At 60.8% G+C, this 14708-nt stretch carries 12 protein-coding genes and 1 riboswitch; of the genes, 3 read left to right on the top strand and 9 right to left on the bottom strand.

Annotated features, from left to right (window positions below; genetic code table 11):
• The first annotated feature begins 3 nt into the window (after positions 1-3).
• Entirely contained in the window at positions 4-1830 is a 1827-nt protein-coding gene (locus CFI11_RS17680; protein ID WP_130408300.1) for a long-chain fatty acid--CoA ligase, read from the top strand.
• Positions 1831-2041: 211 nt separating this feature from the next.
• Here the strand turns inward: CFI11_RS17680 and CFI11_RS17675 are convergent, their stop codons facing one another.
• From CFI11_RS17675 to CFI11_RS17665, 3 genes are all read right to left on the bottom strand, one after another.
• Positions 2042-2398: a hypothetical protein gene (locus CFI11_RS17675; protein ID WP_130408298.1), complete on the bottom strand. Its 357-nt coding sequence runs from the start codon at positions 2396-2398 to the stop codon at positions 2042-2044.
• A 405-nt stretch (positions 2399-2803) separates the two neighbouring features.
• A complete protein-coding gene (locus CFI11_RS17670; protein WP_130408297.1) occupies positions 2804-4909 on the bottom strand; it encodes a PQQ-dependent dehydrogenase, methanol/ethanol family in 2106 nt (701 codons plus the stop codon).
• Between the two features lie 150 nt (positions 4910-5059).
• Positions 5060-5494, bottom strand: coding sequence for a DUF1489 family protein (locus CFI11_RS17665; RefSeq protein WP_130408295.1), 435 nt, complete (start codon positions 5492-5494; stop codon positions 5060-5062).
• A gap of 121 nt (positions 5495-5615) precedes the next feature.
• Here CFI11_RS17665 and CFI11_RS17660 point away from each other — a divergent pair, with 121 nt between their 5' ends.
• The gene (locus CFI11_RS17660) at positions 5616-7877 is read left to right on the top strand and encodes an adenosylcobalamin-dependent ribonucleoside-diphosphate reductase (RefSeq protein WP_130408293.1); all 2262 of its coding nucleotides are present in this window, start codon (positions 5616-5618) and stop codon (positions 7875-7877) included.
• A gap of 43 nt (positions 7878-7920) precedes the next feature.
• Here the strand turns inward: CFI11_RS17660 and CFI11_RS17655 are convergent, their stop codons facing one another.
• From CFI11_RS17655 to thiC, 6 genes are read right to left on the bottom strand one after another with little or no spacing between them, the layout of a single operon-like run.
• Positions 7921-8895: a HesA/MoeB/ThiF family protein gene (locus tag CFI11_RS17655; RefSeq protein WP_130410068.1), complete on the bottom strand. Its 975-nt coding sequence runs from the start codon at positions 8893-8895 to the stop codon at positions 7921-7923.
• The gene (locus tag CFI11_RS17650) at positions 8892-9485 is read right to left on the bottom strand and encodes a thiamine phosphate synthase (protein WP_130408291.1); all 594 of its coding nucleotides are present in this window, start codon (positions 9483-9485) and stop codon (positions 8892-8894) included. The genes CFI11_RS17655 and CFI11_RS17650 overlap by 4 nt, the downstream gene beginning before the upstream one ends.
• The gene (locus CFI11_RS17645) at positions 9485-10252 is read right to left on the bottom strand and encodes a thiazole synthase (RefSeq protein ID WP_130408289.1); all 768 of its coding nucleotides are present in this window, start codon (positions 10250-10252) and stop codon (positions 9485-9487) included. Before CFI11_RS17645 ends, CFI11_RS17650 begins: the two co-directional genes overlap by 1 nt.
• Before the next feature lies 1 nt (position 10253).
• Positions 10254-10451 (bottom strand): sulfur carrier protein ThiS, encoded by a 198-nt coding sequence (gene thiS, locus CFI11_RS17640; protein ID WP_130408287.1) that lies wholly within the window; start codon positions 10449-10451, stop codon positions 10254-10256.
• Positions 10420-11388, bottom strand: a complete 969-nt coding sequence (locus tag CFI11_RS17635) for an FAD-dependent oxidoreductase (RefSeq protein ID WP_130410067.1) — start codon at positions 11386-11388, stop codon at positions 10420-10422. Before CFI11_RS17635 ends, thiS begins: the two co-directional genes overlap by 32 nt.
• 5 nt (positions 11389-11393) lie before the next feature.
• A complete protein-coding gene (gene thiC / locus CFI11_RS17630) occupies positions 11394-13205 on the bottom strand; it encodes a phosphomethylpyrimidine synthase ThiC (RefSeq protein ID WP_130408286.1) in 1812 nt (603 codons plus the stop codon).
• A 104-nt stretch (positions 13206-13309) separates the two neighbouring features.
• Positions 13310-13430: riboswitch (TPP riboswitch) on the bottom strand.
• Between the two features lie 562 nt (positions 13431-13992).
• Between thiC and CFI11_RS17625 the strand changes: the two genes are divergently transcribed.
• Positions 13993-14664 carry an ABC transporter substrate-binding protein gene (locus tag CFI11_RS17625; RefSeq protein WP_165390301.1) on the top strand — a complete coding sequence of 224 codons (672 nt, stop codon included), beginning with the start codon at positions 13993-13995 and terminating at the stop codon, positions 14662-14664.
• Positions 14665-14708: the final 44 nt, after the last annotated feature.

Raw genomic sequence — 14708 nt, 5'->3', positions numbered from 1 at the left:
CCCATGCCCTTCGACGTCCGCAAAGCCGAAATCGGGTTTCGCAGCACCGTTCAGATGGTGTCGGACCACGCCACCGAACGGCCCGCAGCCGTCGCCATGCGGCAAAAGGAATACGGCATCTGGAACGAGATGACGTGGAAAGACGTCGAAGAGATCATGCACGCCGCCGCCGCTGGTCTGATCTCTCTGGGGGTCGAGGCGGGCGATCACGTTGGCATCCTGTCGGAAAACCGCAGCGAATGGGTGCTCGCGCAATTCGGTATCAATGCCGCGGGCGGCGTTATCGTGGGCATGTACCCCACCAGCCCCGCTGCCGAGATCGACCACCTGGTCAATGCCTCCGACACCACCGTGCTTTTCATCGAGGATCAGGAGCAACTCGACAAGATCATCGAACTGCGCGGCCAGCTTCCGAAACTGCGCCAGCTCATCGTCTTTAACGCCAAGGGCTGCAAGGGCGTCGATGAGCTGAACCTGAAAACCTGGGACGAATTGCTCGCCAAGGGCCGCGCGATGCTGAACGGGCAGGCGGGCGATGACGTTCTGGCGCGCAAGGCCGCGATCGAGCCAGAAGACACCGCGATGATGGTTTTTACCTCCGGCTCCACAGGCCTGCCCAAGGCGGCCGAGATTTCCTATCAGAACCTCTATTCCGGTTCTCTGGTCGCGCAGGAGATCTTTCGCGACTACCCGGCGGGCACGGATGTCCTGAGCTACCTGCCGCTCTGCCACATCGCAGAACAGGCGGTAACGGTGATGAACGGCCTGTCGAAGCAATTCGTGATGAACTTCGGCGAAAGCCTCCGTACGATCACGCTCGACCTGCGTGAGGTCGCGCCGCAGGTTTTCTTCGGCGTTCCCCGGATCTGGGAAAAGATGCAGGCCGGTGTGATGGTGCAGGCCCAGACCGCCGGACCCTTGCGCAAACCGCTCACCTTGCTGGCCCTGTCCTCCGCCATGCGGCGCGGCTCTAAGCGGCGCGACAAATGGAATACCGGCGACCATCTCAGCCACGCATTCTGGGACCTGATGGTCTATCGCCACATCCGCTCCTATCTGGGGCTCGGCCGTGTGCGTTTTGCCATCTCTGCTGCCGCCCCCATCGCGCCGGACCTGCTGTCGTTCATGCGCGGGATCGGCGTGAACATCCGCGAAGGCTGGGGCATGTCTGAGACCTCCGGCACCGGCTCCATCCAGCCCGATTGGGGCAATTGCGACGGGCGCATCGGGCGCCCCGTGGGCGATGTCGAATACCGTATCGCGGAAGATGGCGAATTGCTGGTCAAGGGCGGGACGATCTTCAAGGGGTACTACAACAACCCCAAGGCCACGGCAGAGACCATCGTGGACGGCTGGCTTCATACCGGCGACGTCGCACAGGTCGAGGCCGACGGCTCGCTCAGCCTCGTCGACCGCAAGAAGGACATCATGATCAATGCCGCGGGCAAGAACCTCTCGCCGGCCCTGATCGAGAACGTCCTGAAATCCTCGCCCTTCATCAAGGAGGTCGTGGTGATCGCCGACAAGAAGCCTTACGTGACGGCGCTTGTGCAGCTTGACATGGACACGGTCCGCCTTTGGGCCGAAGGGCAGGGGATCGCCTACACCACCTTCCGCTCACTGGCCGAAAATGACCGGGTGCGCGCGTTGATCGACAAGGAGGTCGAAAAGCAGAACGCCAACCTCGCCCGGGTCGAGCAGGTCAAGAAGATCTGGCTGATGCCCAAGGAGCTTGACCACGATGACGGTGAGGTGACCGCCACGATGAAGGTACGCCGCGCCAAGATCCACGAACTCTACGCGCGCCAGATCGAAGATCTCTATCGCTGAGGCCTGCAACGGCCCGGAACATACGATGTTTTACGCCCTGGAATTTGTGACAAGTTCCGCAGCGAAGATGTCGTAGACTGTGAGCATGTGAACTGACGATCTGGGGACGTCGAATGTTCTTTGCCACTGCCAGTGTATGGCAATGCTGGGGAAGCGCGAGAGAGGGAAGTTCGGTTTACAGATAGCCGGCCGTTATGGAGGGCACGGTCGTTCAATCGTTGACTTCGATAAATGCTGGATCGAGCCAAACGTCTTCGTAAGTACCGTCCGTTAAAAAGCGCCAACCGGGCGGTAACAACAGAAACTTAAGGCCAAGTTCGCAACTGTTTTCCAGGTGAGCAAGATGTACTGGTTTGAAAAAATCGTTTGCTTCCGAAAACTCGGTTCCTCCCCATAAATACCAGCCGGTCACACCAGATGTTGGGGGATGACGAAGCCCATTCAACGGCATCAATCCTGCCGTGGCATTTTCTGAGATACCTACCTTTTCGCCGCTGAAAGCTTCACACGGGTCAACGCGAAAACGAGCGCAGACTTGAATTTGTGTCTGTCTTACACTTTGTCTCAAGAACTACACTTCCTTCAAGACGAGATACCAAATCTTCTCCGGCCCAATGCGGCTTAGAGTTCATCGCCTAGTCTATTGGGTTGGCCATGAATGACGAGACTGTCGTTTCGCATAGCGATAGATACTTACCGGTATCGCGCAGACACAAGGGTTGCAAAGCCTTCAACTTTAGCCAGTTCAGCATCATTTAACTTCAGTCTCGTCCTCGTCCACGAGTACGCAAAGCCCGGTTCGGTGGCGACCACCGCTCTATAAGAGCCAAAGAACGTGATGCGCGCTTATGTGTCCGCGACGGTGGATCATAACGGATCTGTTAACATATCTCCGCTACGCGCGGAATTGCACCGCCCGGTATACGGGAGGTGCATCGGGCACATGCAGGGCGCCCCTTCTGGTCGGGAAAGGCTACTGCCCCCGGACCGCGTCCGCCGTGCCCTGGATGAAGGCGGTAATCTTGGTGATCTCCTCTGACGTCAGCCGCCCTTCAAAGCTGGGCATGCCCTTCTCCTCGAAGGCCGCGTTCAGCAGGATGCCCTCCAGTTCGGCGATTTTTTCCGGTGCGGAAAAGCCCAGATTGGGTACGTTGCCCCCGCTGTCGACCGCCGGCACGCCGTGGCAGAAGACGCAGTTCGCGATATAGATCGCGGCCCCCTCCGCATAGTGATCCGGATCATAGGCCACGCCCTGCAACAGCTCCTTGGGTTCGACCATCACCACCTCCGGCTTGGGCGTCTCACCGCCTACGCGGAACGTATAGACATGGCCTGGCCCCACGCGCTCGGAATGCTTATTGGTGATGCCATAGACCCCACCCCAGCCGGTGAGCACAGTGACATATTGCACGCCGTCCACCTCGTACGTCATTGGCGCAGCTACAATTCCCGATCCGACTGGCGTCTGCCACAAGTTCTCTCCGGTCTCCGCATTGTAAGCCAGGAACCGTCCATCGGCCGAGCCCTGGAACACCAGATTGCCCGCCGTGGCCAGCGTCCCTCCGTTCCATGGGGAGACATATTGCTGCCGCCACGCCTCCTCCTGCTTGACCGGATCCCAGGCCAGCAGATGCCCGAACGGGCGCCCTGCGGGCGGTGTCGCAGAGACCAGCCAACCCAGGTTCCAGCCGAGGTTCGAATGCGGCCTGCCGGGCAGGTTTGCATTGAACGACCACGCATCGCGCGCGTCTTGTTCCAGGCTCAGCGGGACGCCCTGCGCCGGGATATAAACCAGCCCCGTCTGCGGCGAATAGCTCATCGGATGCCAGTTATGCGCCCCGTAAGGCGAAGGGATCACCTCAAAGGTCTCTCCCGGATTGCGCGCCCTCGGATCCTCGATCGGCCGCCCGTTCGCGTCGTATCCGAGCGCCCAGTTCACCTCCACGAAAGGTTCGGCTGATATGAATCCGCAATCGGTGCGGTCCACGAGGTAGAAGAAACCGGATTTGGGCGCGTGCATCATCACCTTGCGCTCCTGCCCCTCCAGTTCGAGGTCGGCAAGGATGATGGTCTGTGTCGCGGTATAGTCCCAATTGTCCCCGGGCACCTCCTGGTAGTGGCAGACATATTCGCCCGTATCCGCGCGCAGTGCGACGAGGGAGGAGAGATAGAGGTTATCGCCCCCGGCCGGGCTGCGCAGATCCCGGTTCCAGGGAGATCCGTTGCCGGTGCCCACATAGAGCAGACCCAGTTCGGGATCATAGGCCATCGAATCCCACATCGTGCCGCCGCCCCCGGCCTTCCAGTATTCCGCCGACGGGTCCCAGGTCAGCGCCGCGCGCGCCATGCTTTCGTCTTCGTAGGGTTGTGACGGATCGCCCGGCACGGAATACCAGCGCCATTCCTGATCGCCCGTCTCGGCGTCATACGCCGTCAGATAACCGCGCACGCCGTATTCCGCCCCGCCATTGCCGATCACGACCTTGCCGTCATAGACCCGGGGGGCGCCGGTGACGGTATAGGACATCTCCCGGTTCTCGATCGTGTCGACCTCCCAAACGACATCGCCGGTCGCGGCCTCCAGAGCCACTAGGCGTCCGTCATAGGTCGCAACATAGACATTGCCCTCGTAGACCGCGACGCCCCGGTTCACGACATCGCAACAGCCCTTGTAGGCGTAATTCTTTGGCACCTCAGGATCGTAGACCCAAAGCTCCTCGCCCGTGACCGCGTTCAGCGCGTGCACGATGGACCAAGAACCGGTGACATACATCACCCCGTCCACCACGATGGGTGTCGCCTCAACCCCGCGCACCGACTGCAGGTCATAGGCCCATTCCAGACCCAACTCGCCCACATTGCCGTCGTTGATCGCGTCAAGCTTGCTGAACCGCGTTTCGGCATAATCGAGCCCGTAGCTCAGCCAGTTCTTGGTTTCTGCCTCGTTGGCGATGATTGCGTCGGTGTTGATCGTCCCCACCGAGGCGCTGATCGCGCCATCCGTCAACTCCTGCGCCATCGCTGTGCCGCCCATAGCAGCAAGCGCGAGCGCGAGGCCCGTTCCCGTCATCCGTCTCATGATGTCCTCCCAGATACCTTGCACGATAGCTCGGTTTCGCCCCGCCGCTCTCCCGGCAGCAGAGGCTTTTGAAAGGCTAACACGCTAAAGATGCCGCACCCCGAGCGCCGCTTGCGACCTTAGTCGTAGAGCGGCGGAAGTCTGCCGATCCTAGAGAACACCGATCTCCGCCAGCGCGCGATTAAGCTCGGGTGGCAGGGTCGGTTCCTGCGCGCGACCCTCCGGCAGGTCTGCCGGGGCGTCGCCGGGTTTGAGATAACGCCAGCCCTGGAACGGGCGTTTGGGGGCGGTCTGGGTGCGGTGCACCTCCGGCTCCAGCACGATGCCGCAGCGGGTAATGCCGTCGGCGCCCGTCACCTCGTCAAGACGCAGGATTCGCTGACGGCACAGGATCAGGCCCTTGAACACCCAGTAGAGCGAGCCGCCATTCAGCAGTGCATCACTCTGTTTGGGCCACATGCGGGTCACGTGACGGGGCAGCCCGTCCGGCCCTTTGGCGCGTGGATTTCGTTGCCAATTGGTTAGGTCTTCGACCTGTTCGGCTCCAACACAGAGTTTTACAAGGTTTATGAAAGAGTTATCCACCGAGTCCCCCACAGAACACCCATATAGTGTAGCGCGGCCAGAGCGGAGTGCAAACTGTTGTGGAAAACTGAGTGCAGGATGGCTATCTTGTCAGTCCTGCGTCACCCGAGGGAATCACGTTATGAGCCGTTTCGCCGCCCCCATCGCCGAACAGATTTGGGACATGAAGTACCGCTTCAAGGCCGCCGACGGCACCCCCCATGACGTGACGGTCGAAGATACATGGCGCCGGATCGCCCGCGATCTCGCCAAGGTCGAAAAAGACCCTGATCATTGGGAGGGAGAATTCTACGCAGCCCTCGAAGATTTCAAATACCTCCCCGCCGGGCGCATAACTGCAGGCGCGGGCACGGCGCGGTCCGTGACACTCTTTAACTGCTTCGTGATGGGCACCATCCCCGACAGCATGGGTGGCATTTTCGAGATGCTGAAAGAGGCAGCACTCACCATGCAGCAGGGCGGGGGGATCGGCTATGATTTCTCGACCATCCGGCCCAAAGGCGCGGATGTGCATGGCGTGGCTGCCGACGCCTCCGGCCCGCTCAGCTTCATGGATGTGTGGGACGCGATGTGCCGCACGATTATGTCCGCCGGCTCCCGCCGCGGTGCGATGATGGCCACGATGCGCTGCGACCACCCGGATATCGAGGAGTTCATCACCGCCAAATCCGACGCCGCCCGGCTGCGCATGTTCAACGTTTCGGTTCTGGTCACGGACGCCTTCATGGAGGCGGTGAAGAACGACGCCTCGTGGGAGTTGCAGTTCGACGGCAAGGTCTATCACACGGTCGAGGCGCGCGATCTGTGGAACAAGATCATGAAGTCGACCTACGATTATGCCGAGCCTGGTGTGATCTTCATCGACCGTATCAATGCTGCCAACAACCTCTCCTATTGCGAAACCATCGCCGCGACGAACCCCTGCGGGGAGCAGCCGCTGCCGCCCTATGGCGCCTGCCTTCTTGGCTCCATCAACCTCGCCCGGCTCGTATCCGCGCCGTTCGACGAGGCTGCCCATCTCGATGAGGACGCGCTGCAAAAACTGGTCGCGACCGCCGTCCGGATGATGGACAACGTCGTGGATGCCTCGAAGTTCCCGTTGGAGGCGCAGGCGCAGGAAGCGCAGGCCAAGCGGCGGATCGGGCTGGGTGTCACGGGTCTGGCGGACGCGCTTTTGATGCTGGGCCTCCGCTATGGCTCGGACGAGGCGGCGCGTCAGACCGAACACTGGTTGCACGCCATCGCCCGCGCCGCCTATCTGGCGTCGGTCGATTTGGCCAAGGAGAAAGGCGCCTTTCCTCTCTTCGAGGCCGACGGCTTTCTGGCCAGCGGCGCGATGCAGAACATGGACGAAGACGTGTGCGCCGCGATCCGCGAACACGGTATCCGCAACGCTTTGCTCACCTCCATCGCGCCCACGGGTACGATCAGCCTTTATGCCGGCAACGTCTCCTCGGGGATCGAGCCTGTCTTTGCCTATGCCTATACCCGCAAGGTGCTGCAAAAAGACGGCTCCCGCTCTGAAGAGGAGGTCGTCGATTACGCCGTACAGATGTGGCGCGACCTGAAAGGCGACGCGCCCCTGCCGGATTACTTTGTGAACGCCCAGACCCTCGCCCCGTCGGACCACGTCAAGATGCAGGCGGCGGCGCAGAAATGGATCGACAGTTCGATCTCGAAGACGATCAACTGCCCCGAGGATATCAGCTTTGACGATTTCAAGGACGTCTACATGCAGGCCTGGGATACCGGCTGCAAAGGCTGCACGACCTACCGGCCCAATGACGTCACCGGCTCTGTCCTCAGCGTCTCTGAGGCTTCAGAAGAAGTGCCGCAATCGGAGACGGGGGCGGATGTGATCTATATGTCCGAACCGCTCGACCGGCCTCAGGCGCTGGAGGGCAACACCTACAAGCTGAAATGGCCCGACAGCGAGCATGCGATCTATCTGACGATCAACGACATCATCATCAACGGCCACCGCCGCCCGTTCGAAGTGTTCATCAACTCCAAGAACATGGAGCATTTCGCATGGACCGTGGCGCTGACCCGCATGATTTCAGCCGTGTTCCGGCGGGGCGGAGATGTGTCTTTTGTGGTTGAGGAACTGAAGGCCGTCTTCGATCCACGTGGCGGCGCCTGGGTCAAGGGCAAGTACATCCCATCCATCCTTGCGGCCATCGGCGGGGTGATCGAACAGCACATGATCTCCATCGGGTTTCTGGAGGGCGAGGGCATGGGCCTTAAATCCGACCCACAGGCGCAGGTCGTCAACACCGACCTCAATCGCGGCAAGGCCTGCCCAAGCTGCGGACAGTACGACATGCGCATGGTCGAAGGCTGCATGACATGCGCAAGCTGCGGTCATTCTAAGTGTGGATAGCTTTTCAGGCGGTCGTGAAGCGGACGATCTTGTAAGCGCCGCTTCAACCACATGCTTTGGCAGCGAGCAGAGCCAGGTTGTCTTGGCCCTTGCGCTGGAGAACAGAAGCCCCGCGCCACGCGCGTAAGCCGCTGCTGCAGCACAGCACCACGCGCTGTGTCGGGGCGGTGGGCTGCAAGGCGCCGACCTGATCCCAGCCCATACGGAGCGCACCGGGGGTGATCGGTTGCTCTGTCTCGCTCTGTTCCCGCATTTCGACAACCATGTCCGTTTCACGAAGCATGCTCTTTGCAATGAACGGAACGGAGACTTTAGGCTCCCGACTTCCCAAAAAACAGAACCCGCCAAAACGGAGGGTGGAGAGATCTGCCGTGATCATCTGCCCCATGGGGGATGGATCGCTGTTGAGGAGGATCCTGAGCGAAAGTTGGGACTGGATCGCTCCGAACATACCGACGACGGGCCCTAGAACACCTGCCGTCGCGCAGGTCGCGCCGCCGGTTTCCGGCAAGTCCGGAAAAACCGCCCGGAGAGAGGGTGCCGGGCCGCAGAACGCGCCGACATAACCGGATTGTCCCAGCACGCTGGCTGAAACGAGCGGCGTCACGGCATCCCGGCACGCATCCGATAAGGTGTAGGACACCGCAAAGCTATCCGCAGCGTCAATGACGACGTCTGCCTTTTGCACCACCTGCCCTGCATTTGCGGGATCAAGCGCTTCCCGAAGGGCGGTGACCGAGATGTGCGGGTTCAGCGACTCTATCGCGTCCCTTGCGGCGTGGACCTTCGCGCGCCCGATATCTGCCATCCGATAGAGCGGCTGGCGATGCAGGTTGCTTTCTTCCACCACATCCGGGTCGAGAAGGGTGATGCGTCCAACACCTGCACCCGCCAGATATTGCAGCACCGGGCAGCCAAGCCCGCCAGCCCCGATGACGGCGACATGCGCGTCAGCCAGCCTTTGCTGCCCAGCCGCGCCCACATCCTCCAGCAACATCTGCCTTGCATAGCGGGTCATGCGGCGCAGACCTCTAGCCATTCGCGAACACGCGCTTCGGGGTCTGCGGCCTGCTGGACGTCGGTGACCACCGCGGCGCTGTCGGCGCCGGCGTCGAACACGCTTGGCGCGCGCTCAGGAGTGAGCCCCCCGATCGCCACAAGCGGAACCGGTCCGGCCAGGCGCTTCCATTCCGTAACCCGTTCCAGCCCTTGCGGCCCCCACTTCATCTTCTTCAGCAACGTTGGATAGACAGGCCCAAGCGCGATGTAGGCCGGATCGAGAGAGAGCGCCCGGTCCAGTTCCGCCTCGTCATGCGTCGAGAGACCAAACCGGATCCCCGCGCGACGAAGACTGTTGAAATCGGCGGCATCCATGTCCTCCTGGCCCAGATGCACAAAGCTGCACCGCAGGTCGAGTGCGGCCTGCCAGTAATCGTTTACAACAAGCTGGGCGCGGTGGACGGCGCAGAAATCCCGCGCGCGTGCGATCTGGCGCCGGATTTCTTCGTCGGGTAGGTCTTTCAGCCGCAACTGCACGAGCTTCACACCATGGGGCACCAGCAGTTCAAGCCGCCCGACATGCCCGACGATCAGATAGAACCGCTCCATCAGCCAAGCTCCGCCATGCCAAGCAGTGGGGTCGATGGTACGGCCATGTCACGCGGCGCCATCAAGCCCGCTTCATATCCGGCGCGGCCGGCATCTGTTGCCTGTGACATGGCCCGGGCCATTCCCACCGGATCACCCGCGCGCGCCACGGCAGTGTTCAACAACACCGCATCCATGCCCAGCTCCATCGCCTGTGCGGCATCGGATGGACGGCCGATGCCGGCATCGACGATCAAGGGGATATCCGGAAAATGCGCGCGCATGGCCCGCAAGGCATCGGGGTTTCTCAGACCCTGACCGGATCCGATCGGCGCACCCCAGGGCATCAGCAATTCGCAGCCCGCATCCAGCAGCCGTTCCCCCACCACCAGATCGTCGGTGGTATAGGGAAAAACCTCAAAGCCATCCGCGCTGAGCATGCGAGCGGCCTCGACAAGACCAAAGACGTCCGGCTGCAACGTGTCCGCGTGGCCGATAACCTCCAGTTTGATCCAGTTGGTGTCAAAGAGCTCCCGCGCCATATGGGCTGTCGTCACGGCCTCCTTTACCGAATGACAGCCGGCCGTATTGGGCAGGATATGGGCGCCGATGTCCCGCAGGTTTTGCCAGAAGCCGGCACCGGATCCGTCTGCCGTCTCACGACGCAATGAGACCGTGATGATCTGGGTATTGCTCGCGCGAATGGCCTCCTCCAGCACCTTGGGGGACGGATACTGGGCCGTGCCCAGCAGCAGGCGAGAGTCTATATGCCGGCGATAAAGCTTCATCCTAGCCTCCCTGCATCGGTGCGAGGATTTCAAGCCGGTCACCTTCGGTAAGGCGTTTGGTGTCCCGGACACTGCGCGGCACGAATACTCCGTTTATCGCGGTGGCGATGGCCGGGCTGTCAAAGCCAAGTTCGTCAATCGCCTCGGACAGGGTCTGGGCCGAAACCTCAAGCGGTTCGGCGTTCACGATGATTTTCATGATCGGTCTCCGATAAGAGTTTCTGCGCCAGCGATTTGGCCATGGCCGGGGCCAGAAGGAAGCCATGTCGATACAACCCGTTCAGATGCCACTTTCCCTGCACATGGGTCACGCGGGGGAGATTGTCGGCAAAGGCAGGCCGAAGGCCGGCCCCCGTTTCGACGATCGCAGCCTCAGCAAAGGCGGGGTGAAGTGTGAAGGCGGCCGAGAAAAGCTCGCTCAGGGATCTGAGTGTCGCGGCGCGCGTCGAGCTGCTTTCGATCATCGTGGCGCCGATCATGTAATGCCCGTCCGCGCGAGGTACGAGGTAAAGCGGTATGCGTGGATGAAGCAGCCTCACAGTACGCGAGAGGGTCACTTCGGGGCAGCACAGAATCGCCATTTCACCGCGAACGGGTCTTAGGCCGCTTATATCTGCGGCCATCCCGGTGCAGTCGATATCGACATCATCCGGCGCGTTCTCGCCACGCCTGATCTCGCCGCCCAAAGCCTCTACGGCGTCTGCGAGATCGCAAAGGGCGCGTCGCGGATCGAGATGCGCTTCGTTTTCAAAGAAAAGCCCGCGCTGAAATCGGCTCTCAAGGTCCGGCTCCAGGGCGGCGATGTCGCCGGCGCTCACCGAACGGTGCCCGCTGGTGCGTTGGGCGAAGCGGGTAAGCTCCGCCTGATCCCTGCCTGTGGCGACGACCAATGTGCCGCGCCGTTCGACGGGTGTGATGTCTGACCACCAATCGGCACTTCCGGCGCCCAGTCGGATCACATCCTCTTCGGCACTTTCTCGTTCGCACCAGGGCGCGAGCATGCCGCCGGCGAAACGGGCAACGCTTTTCGTCCCAACCGTTTGCGCCGCCTCATAGATCACAACCCTCGCGCCGCGCCTGGCCAATTCGTAGCCGCAGGCCAGCCCCGCAAGGCCGGCCCCGGCAATCTGGAAGATCCTGGTCATTCCGCTGGATCCGATACGGCGCGTTCGGCCGGCACATAGAGCTCACCACCCTCACGGAACCGGGCGGCCATCTCCTCCATGCCGTGTTTCTGCGCCTCGCTCCGAATGTCGTGACTGATGCGCATCGAGCAGAATTTCGGACCGCACATAGAGCAGAAATGGGCCACCTTGTGGGCCTCTTTCGGCAAGGTCTGATCGTGGAAATCGCGCGCGGTCTCCGGGTCCAGGGAGAGGTTGAACTGATCCTCCCACCGAAACTCAAACCGTGCCCGGGACAGCGCGTCGTCTCGCCTTTGAGCGCCCGGGAGGCCCTTGGCAAGGTCCGCGGCATGAGCGGCAATCTTATATGTGATAACCCCGGTTTTGACGTCATCGCGGTCGGGCAGGCCAAGATGTTCCTTTGGCGTGACGTAGCACAGCATGGCACAGCCGAACCACCCGATCATCGCAGCACCAATGCCCGACGTGATGTGATCGTAGCCGGGCGCGATATCCGTCGTCAGGGGGCCAAGCGTATAAAAGGGTGCCTCGTGGCAGCATTCCAGCTGCTTTTCCATGTTCTCCTTGATCTTGTGCATCGCGACATGGCCAGGGCCTTCAATCATCACCTGGCAATCCTTCGCCCAGGCAATCTTTGTCAGTTCTCCCAACGTTTCCAATTCGGCGAACTGTGCCTCGTCATTCGCATCGGCGATGGAGCCTGGCCGCAAACCATCGCCAAGGCTGAAGCTGACATCGTAGGCCCGGCAGATCTCGCAGATCTCCTCGAAGTGTTCGTAGAGGAAGCTTTCCTTGTGGTGATGCAGGCACCACTTGGCCATGATCGACCCGCCCCGTGACACGATGCCGGTCACCCGGTTCACCGTCATCGGAACCATGTGCAGCCTGACACCGGCATGGATGGTGAAATAGTCGACGCCCTGTTCGGCCTGTTCGATCAGCGTGTCGCGAAACACCTCCCATGTGAGATCTTCGGCGATGCCGTTTACCTTTTCGACCGCCTGGTAGATCGGCACGGTCCCGATAGGGACGGGGCTGTTGCGAATGATCCATTCACGCGTGTTGTGGATGTTGCGACCGGTCGACAGATCCATGACCGTGTCGGCGCCCCAGCGGATTGCCCAGACCATCTTGTCGACCTCCTCTTCCATCGAAGAGGTGATAGCGGATGTGCCCATATTCGCGTTGATCTTTACCAGGAAGTTCCGTCCGATGATCATCGGTTCGGTTTCCGGATGATTGATGTTGGCCGGAATGATGGCCCGCCCCGCCGCGATCTCGTCCCGAACGAATTCGGGCGTGACATAGTCGGGAATGTTGGCGCCCCAATCCTCTCCATCGCGTGGCTCTTCAACGGCATCGCGCAGCTGGTTTTCCCGGATCGCCACGAACTCCATCTCTGGCGTGACAATCCCCGCGCGGGCATAGGCCAGTTGCGTCACAGCTTGACCGGCTTTGCCACGCAGCGGGCGCGGGCGGACGGGGAATTCCGGCGTCAGTCGGTCGCCCTCGACAAATCCGTTGTCCTCCGGCTTGACGGTGCGTCCCTGATACTCCTCGACATCGCCGCGCGCTTCGATCCACCCGCGCCGCAGTGGGGCAAGCCCTTGCTTGATGTCCGTTAGAACCTTGGGGTCGGTATAGGGGCCGGAACTGTCATAGACCGTGAGGGGCGGCTCTCCCGCCGTGGGATGGACCGCGATCTCGCGCATGGGCACCCGCAGATCGGGATGCAAAAGACCACTCGCATAGATCTTGCGCGAAGCGGGCAAGGCGTCGGTGGTGATTTTAGGATTTGGGACATTCATGTCAGGCGCTCCTCAAACTCAAGTCTCAGAAAGACGCCAGATGAGCGTGGAGAGGAGCCGAGGACCAAATCGATCCTCACGTCGGGCCGCAAAGGTGCATGATCTCATGCGCGTCCCTAGCTTCCTACGCCAGTGTCAACTGGGTCAGGTTCTAAGGGTCGCGTCACCGGGCAAATGCCCTGTCAGCCTCTCAGTCCCCTTGGCGGGACTCCCCTGCGTGCTTTTTGGATAGACACGATAAAACGACTTGGCAAGACGTAAGACTGGGGCAGGCTTGGGTGCGTCATTCCTTGCTGATGAAACTGTGAATGGCAGAGCGGCACATTTGGATGACTGACCGCTCCCACGTGTCCAGCGCGGTTGGGCGGGGGGCAGAGCCACTCGGAGCTTAGCCGCAAAGCTGCTATGTTCAGGATTACATGAGCCGCGAGGGAGAGATACGCATCGCGGGTTCTGATCTTGGAGCGTCGAACAGGAAAGACGCCGCTCTGTCGCGGTGGATCATCGCGAGAGCATTCGGGCGAAATGCATTTCGGGCCCTGACGGGTATCGCGTTCTCGTCCCGTATCGCCTGTCTGCGCCACTTAGCCAAAGACCATGCTGCGTGCCTTCAACGCGGGACACCCTGAGCACGGAAGTCTTTCGGACTATATCTGTTGCTTTGCAGCGGTACTCAACGTTAAGTTGTCACACCTTAATGATTGAAGGGACAGGAATGCGCATTTTATCGGTAACTCTCGGACTTCTTTTTGCTTTTGCGCCTCCTGTCTTTGCCGAGCAAAGACTTTTGGTCGTCGCTGATGAATGGCCACCCTTCTCGGGCAGGGATCTGCCAAACCAGGGGATTTCCGTTGACGTGATCACTGCCGTCCTGACGCGTGCCGGCTATGACGTAACGGCAGATATCTTGCCATGGGCCCGCATCATGGATGGGTCGCGCCAGGGCGATTACGACATCGTGGGCAGTCTGTTTTTCGATGCGGAGATTGCCGAATATATGACCTACGCCGATCCGTTTTATCAGACGCAGGTCAAATTCGTGGCGCAAACGGGTGAGGACGTCAGCATCGGCCAGTATTCGGATATCGCGGAATATTCCGTCGCCGTTGGTGATGGCTTTCTCTACGAAGAACGGTTCGATCGGGACGAGGCGCTGAACAAGGTTGTCGTCACAACGACGACCCAGGCCATGAACATGGTGGCTTATGGGCGTGTGGATGTGACGCTGGACAGTCAAGAGGTGCTTGCCCACGTGACGAACGTCGTTGCGCCGGATCTGAAGGATCGTCTGATCGCGCTTCCGTTCGTACTGGCCGAGCATGCCGTGCATATGGCCGTCCGCACGGATCTGGAGAACAGCGCTGAAATCGTTGCCGATTTTAACCGGGTCCTGGCGGAGATGAAAAAGGATGGCTCGCTCGACGCATTGTTGATCAAGCATGATCCCAACCGAGGCTGACATCGCTCAGCGCATCAGGCGGCCCGGCAAGGTATTGGGGCGGC

It is taken from the genome of Thalassococcus sp. S3 (genome assembly GCF_004216475.1).
In the GTDB taxonomy this organism is placed as follows: domain Bacteria; phylum Pseudomonadota; class Alphaproteobacteria; order Rhodobacterales; family Rhodobacteraceae.
The sequence above is the reverse complement of the archived record's forward strand: the minus strand, read 5'-3'. Positions and strand labels throughout refer to the sequence as shown.

Coding starts and splice junctions, on each gene's coding strand:
- CFI11_RS17650 (WP_130408291.1), bottom strand. CDS start 9,485: ATGGAGCGGTTCTATCTGATCGTCGGGCATGTCGGGCGGCTTGAACTG.
- CFI11_RS17680 (WP_130408300.1), top strand. CDS start 4: ATGCCCTTCGACGTCCGCAAAGCCGAAATCGGGTTTCGCAGCACCGTT.
- thiS (WP_130408287.1), bottom strand. CDS start 10,451: ATGAAAATCATCGTGAACGCCGAACCGCTTGAGGTTTCGGCCCAGACC.
- CFI11_RS17655 (WP_130410068.1), bottom strand. CDS start 8,895: ATGACCCGCTATGCAAGGCAGATGTTGCTGGAGGATGTGGGCGCGGCT.
- CFI11_RS17645 (WP_130408289.1), bottom strand. CDS start 10,252: ATGAAGCTTTATCGCCGGCATATAGACTCTCGCCTGCTGCTGGGCACG.
- CFI11_RS17660 (WP_130408293.1), top strand. CDS start 5,616: ATGAGCCGTTTCGCCGCCCCCATCGCCGAACAGATTTGGGACATGAAG.
- thiC (WP_130408286.1), bottom strand. CDS start 13,205: ATGAATGTCCCAAATCCTAAAATCACCACCGACGCCTTGCCCGCTTCG.
- CFI11_RS17670 (WP_130408297.1), bottom strand. CDS start 4,909: ATGAGACGGATGACGGGAACGGGCCTCGCGCTCGCGCTTGCTGCTATG.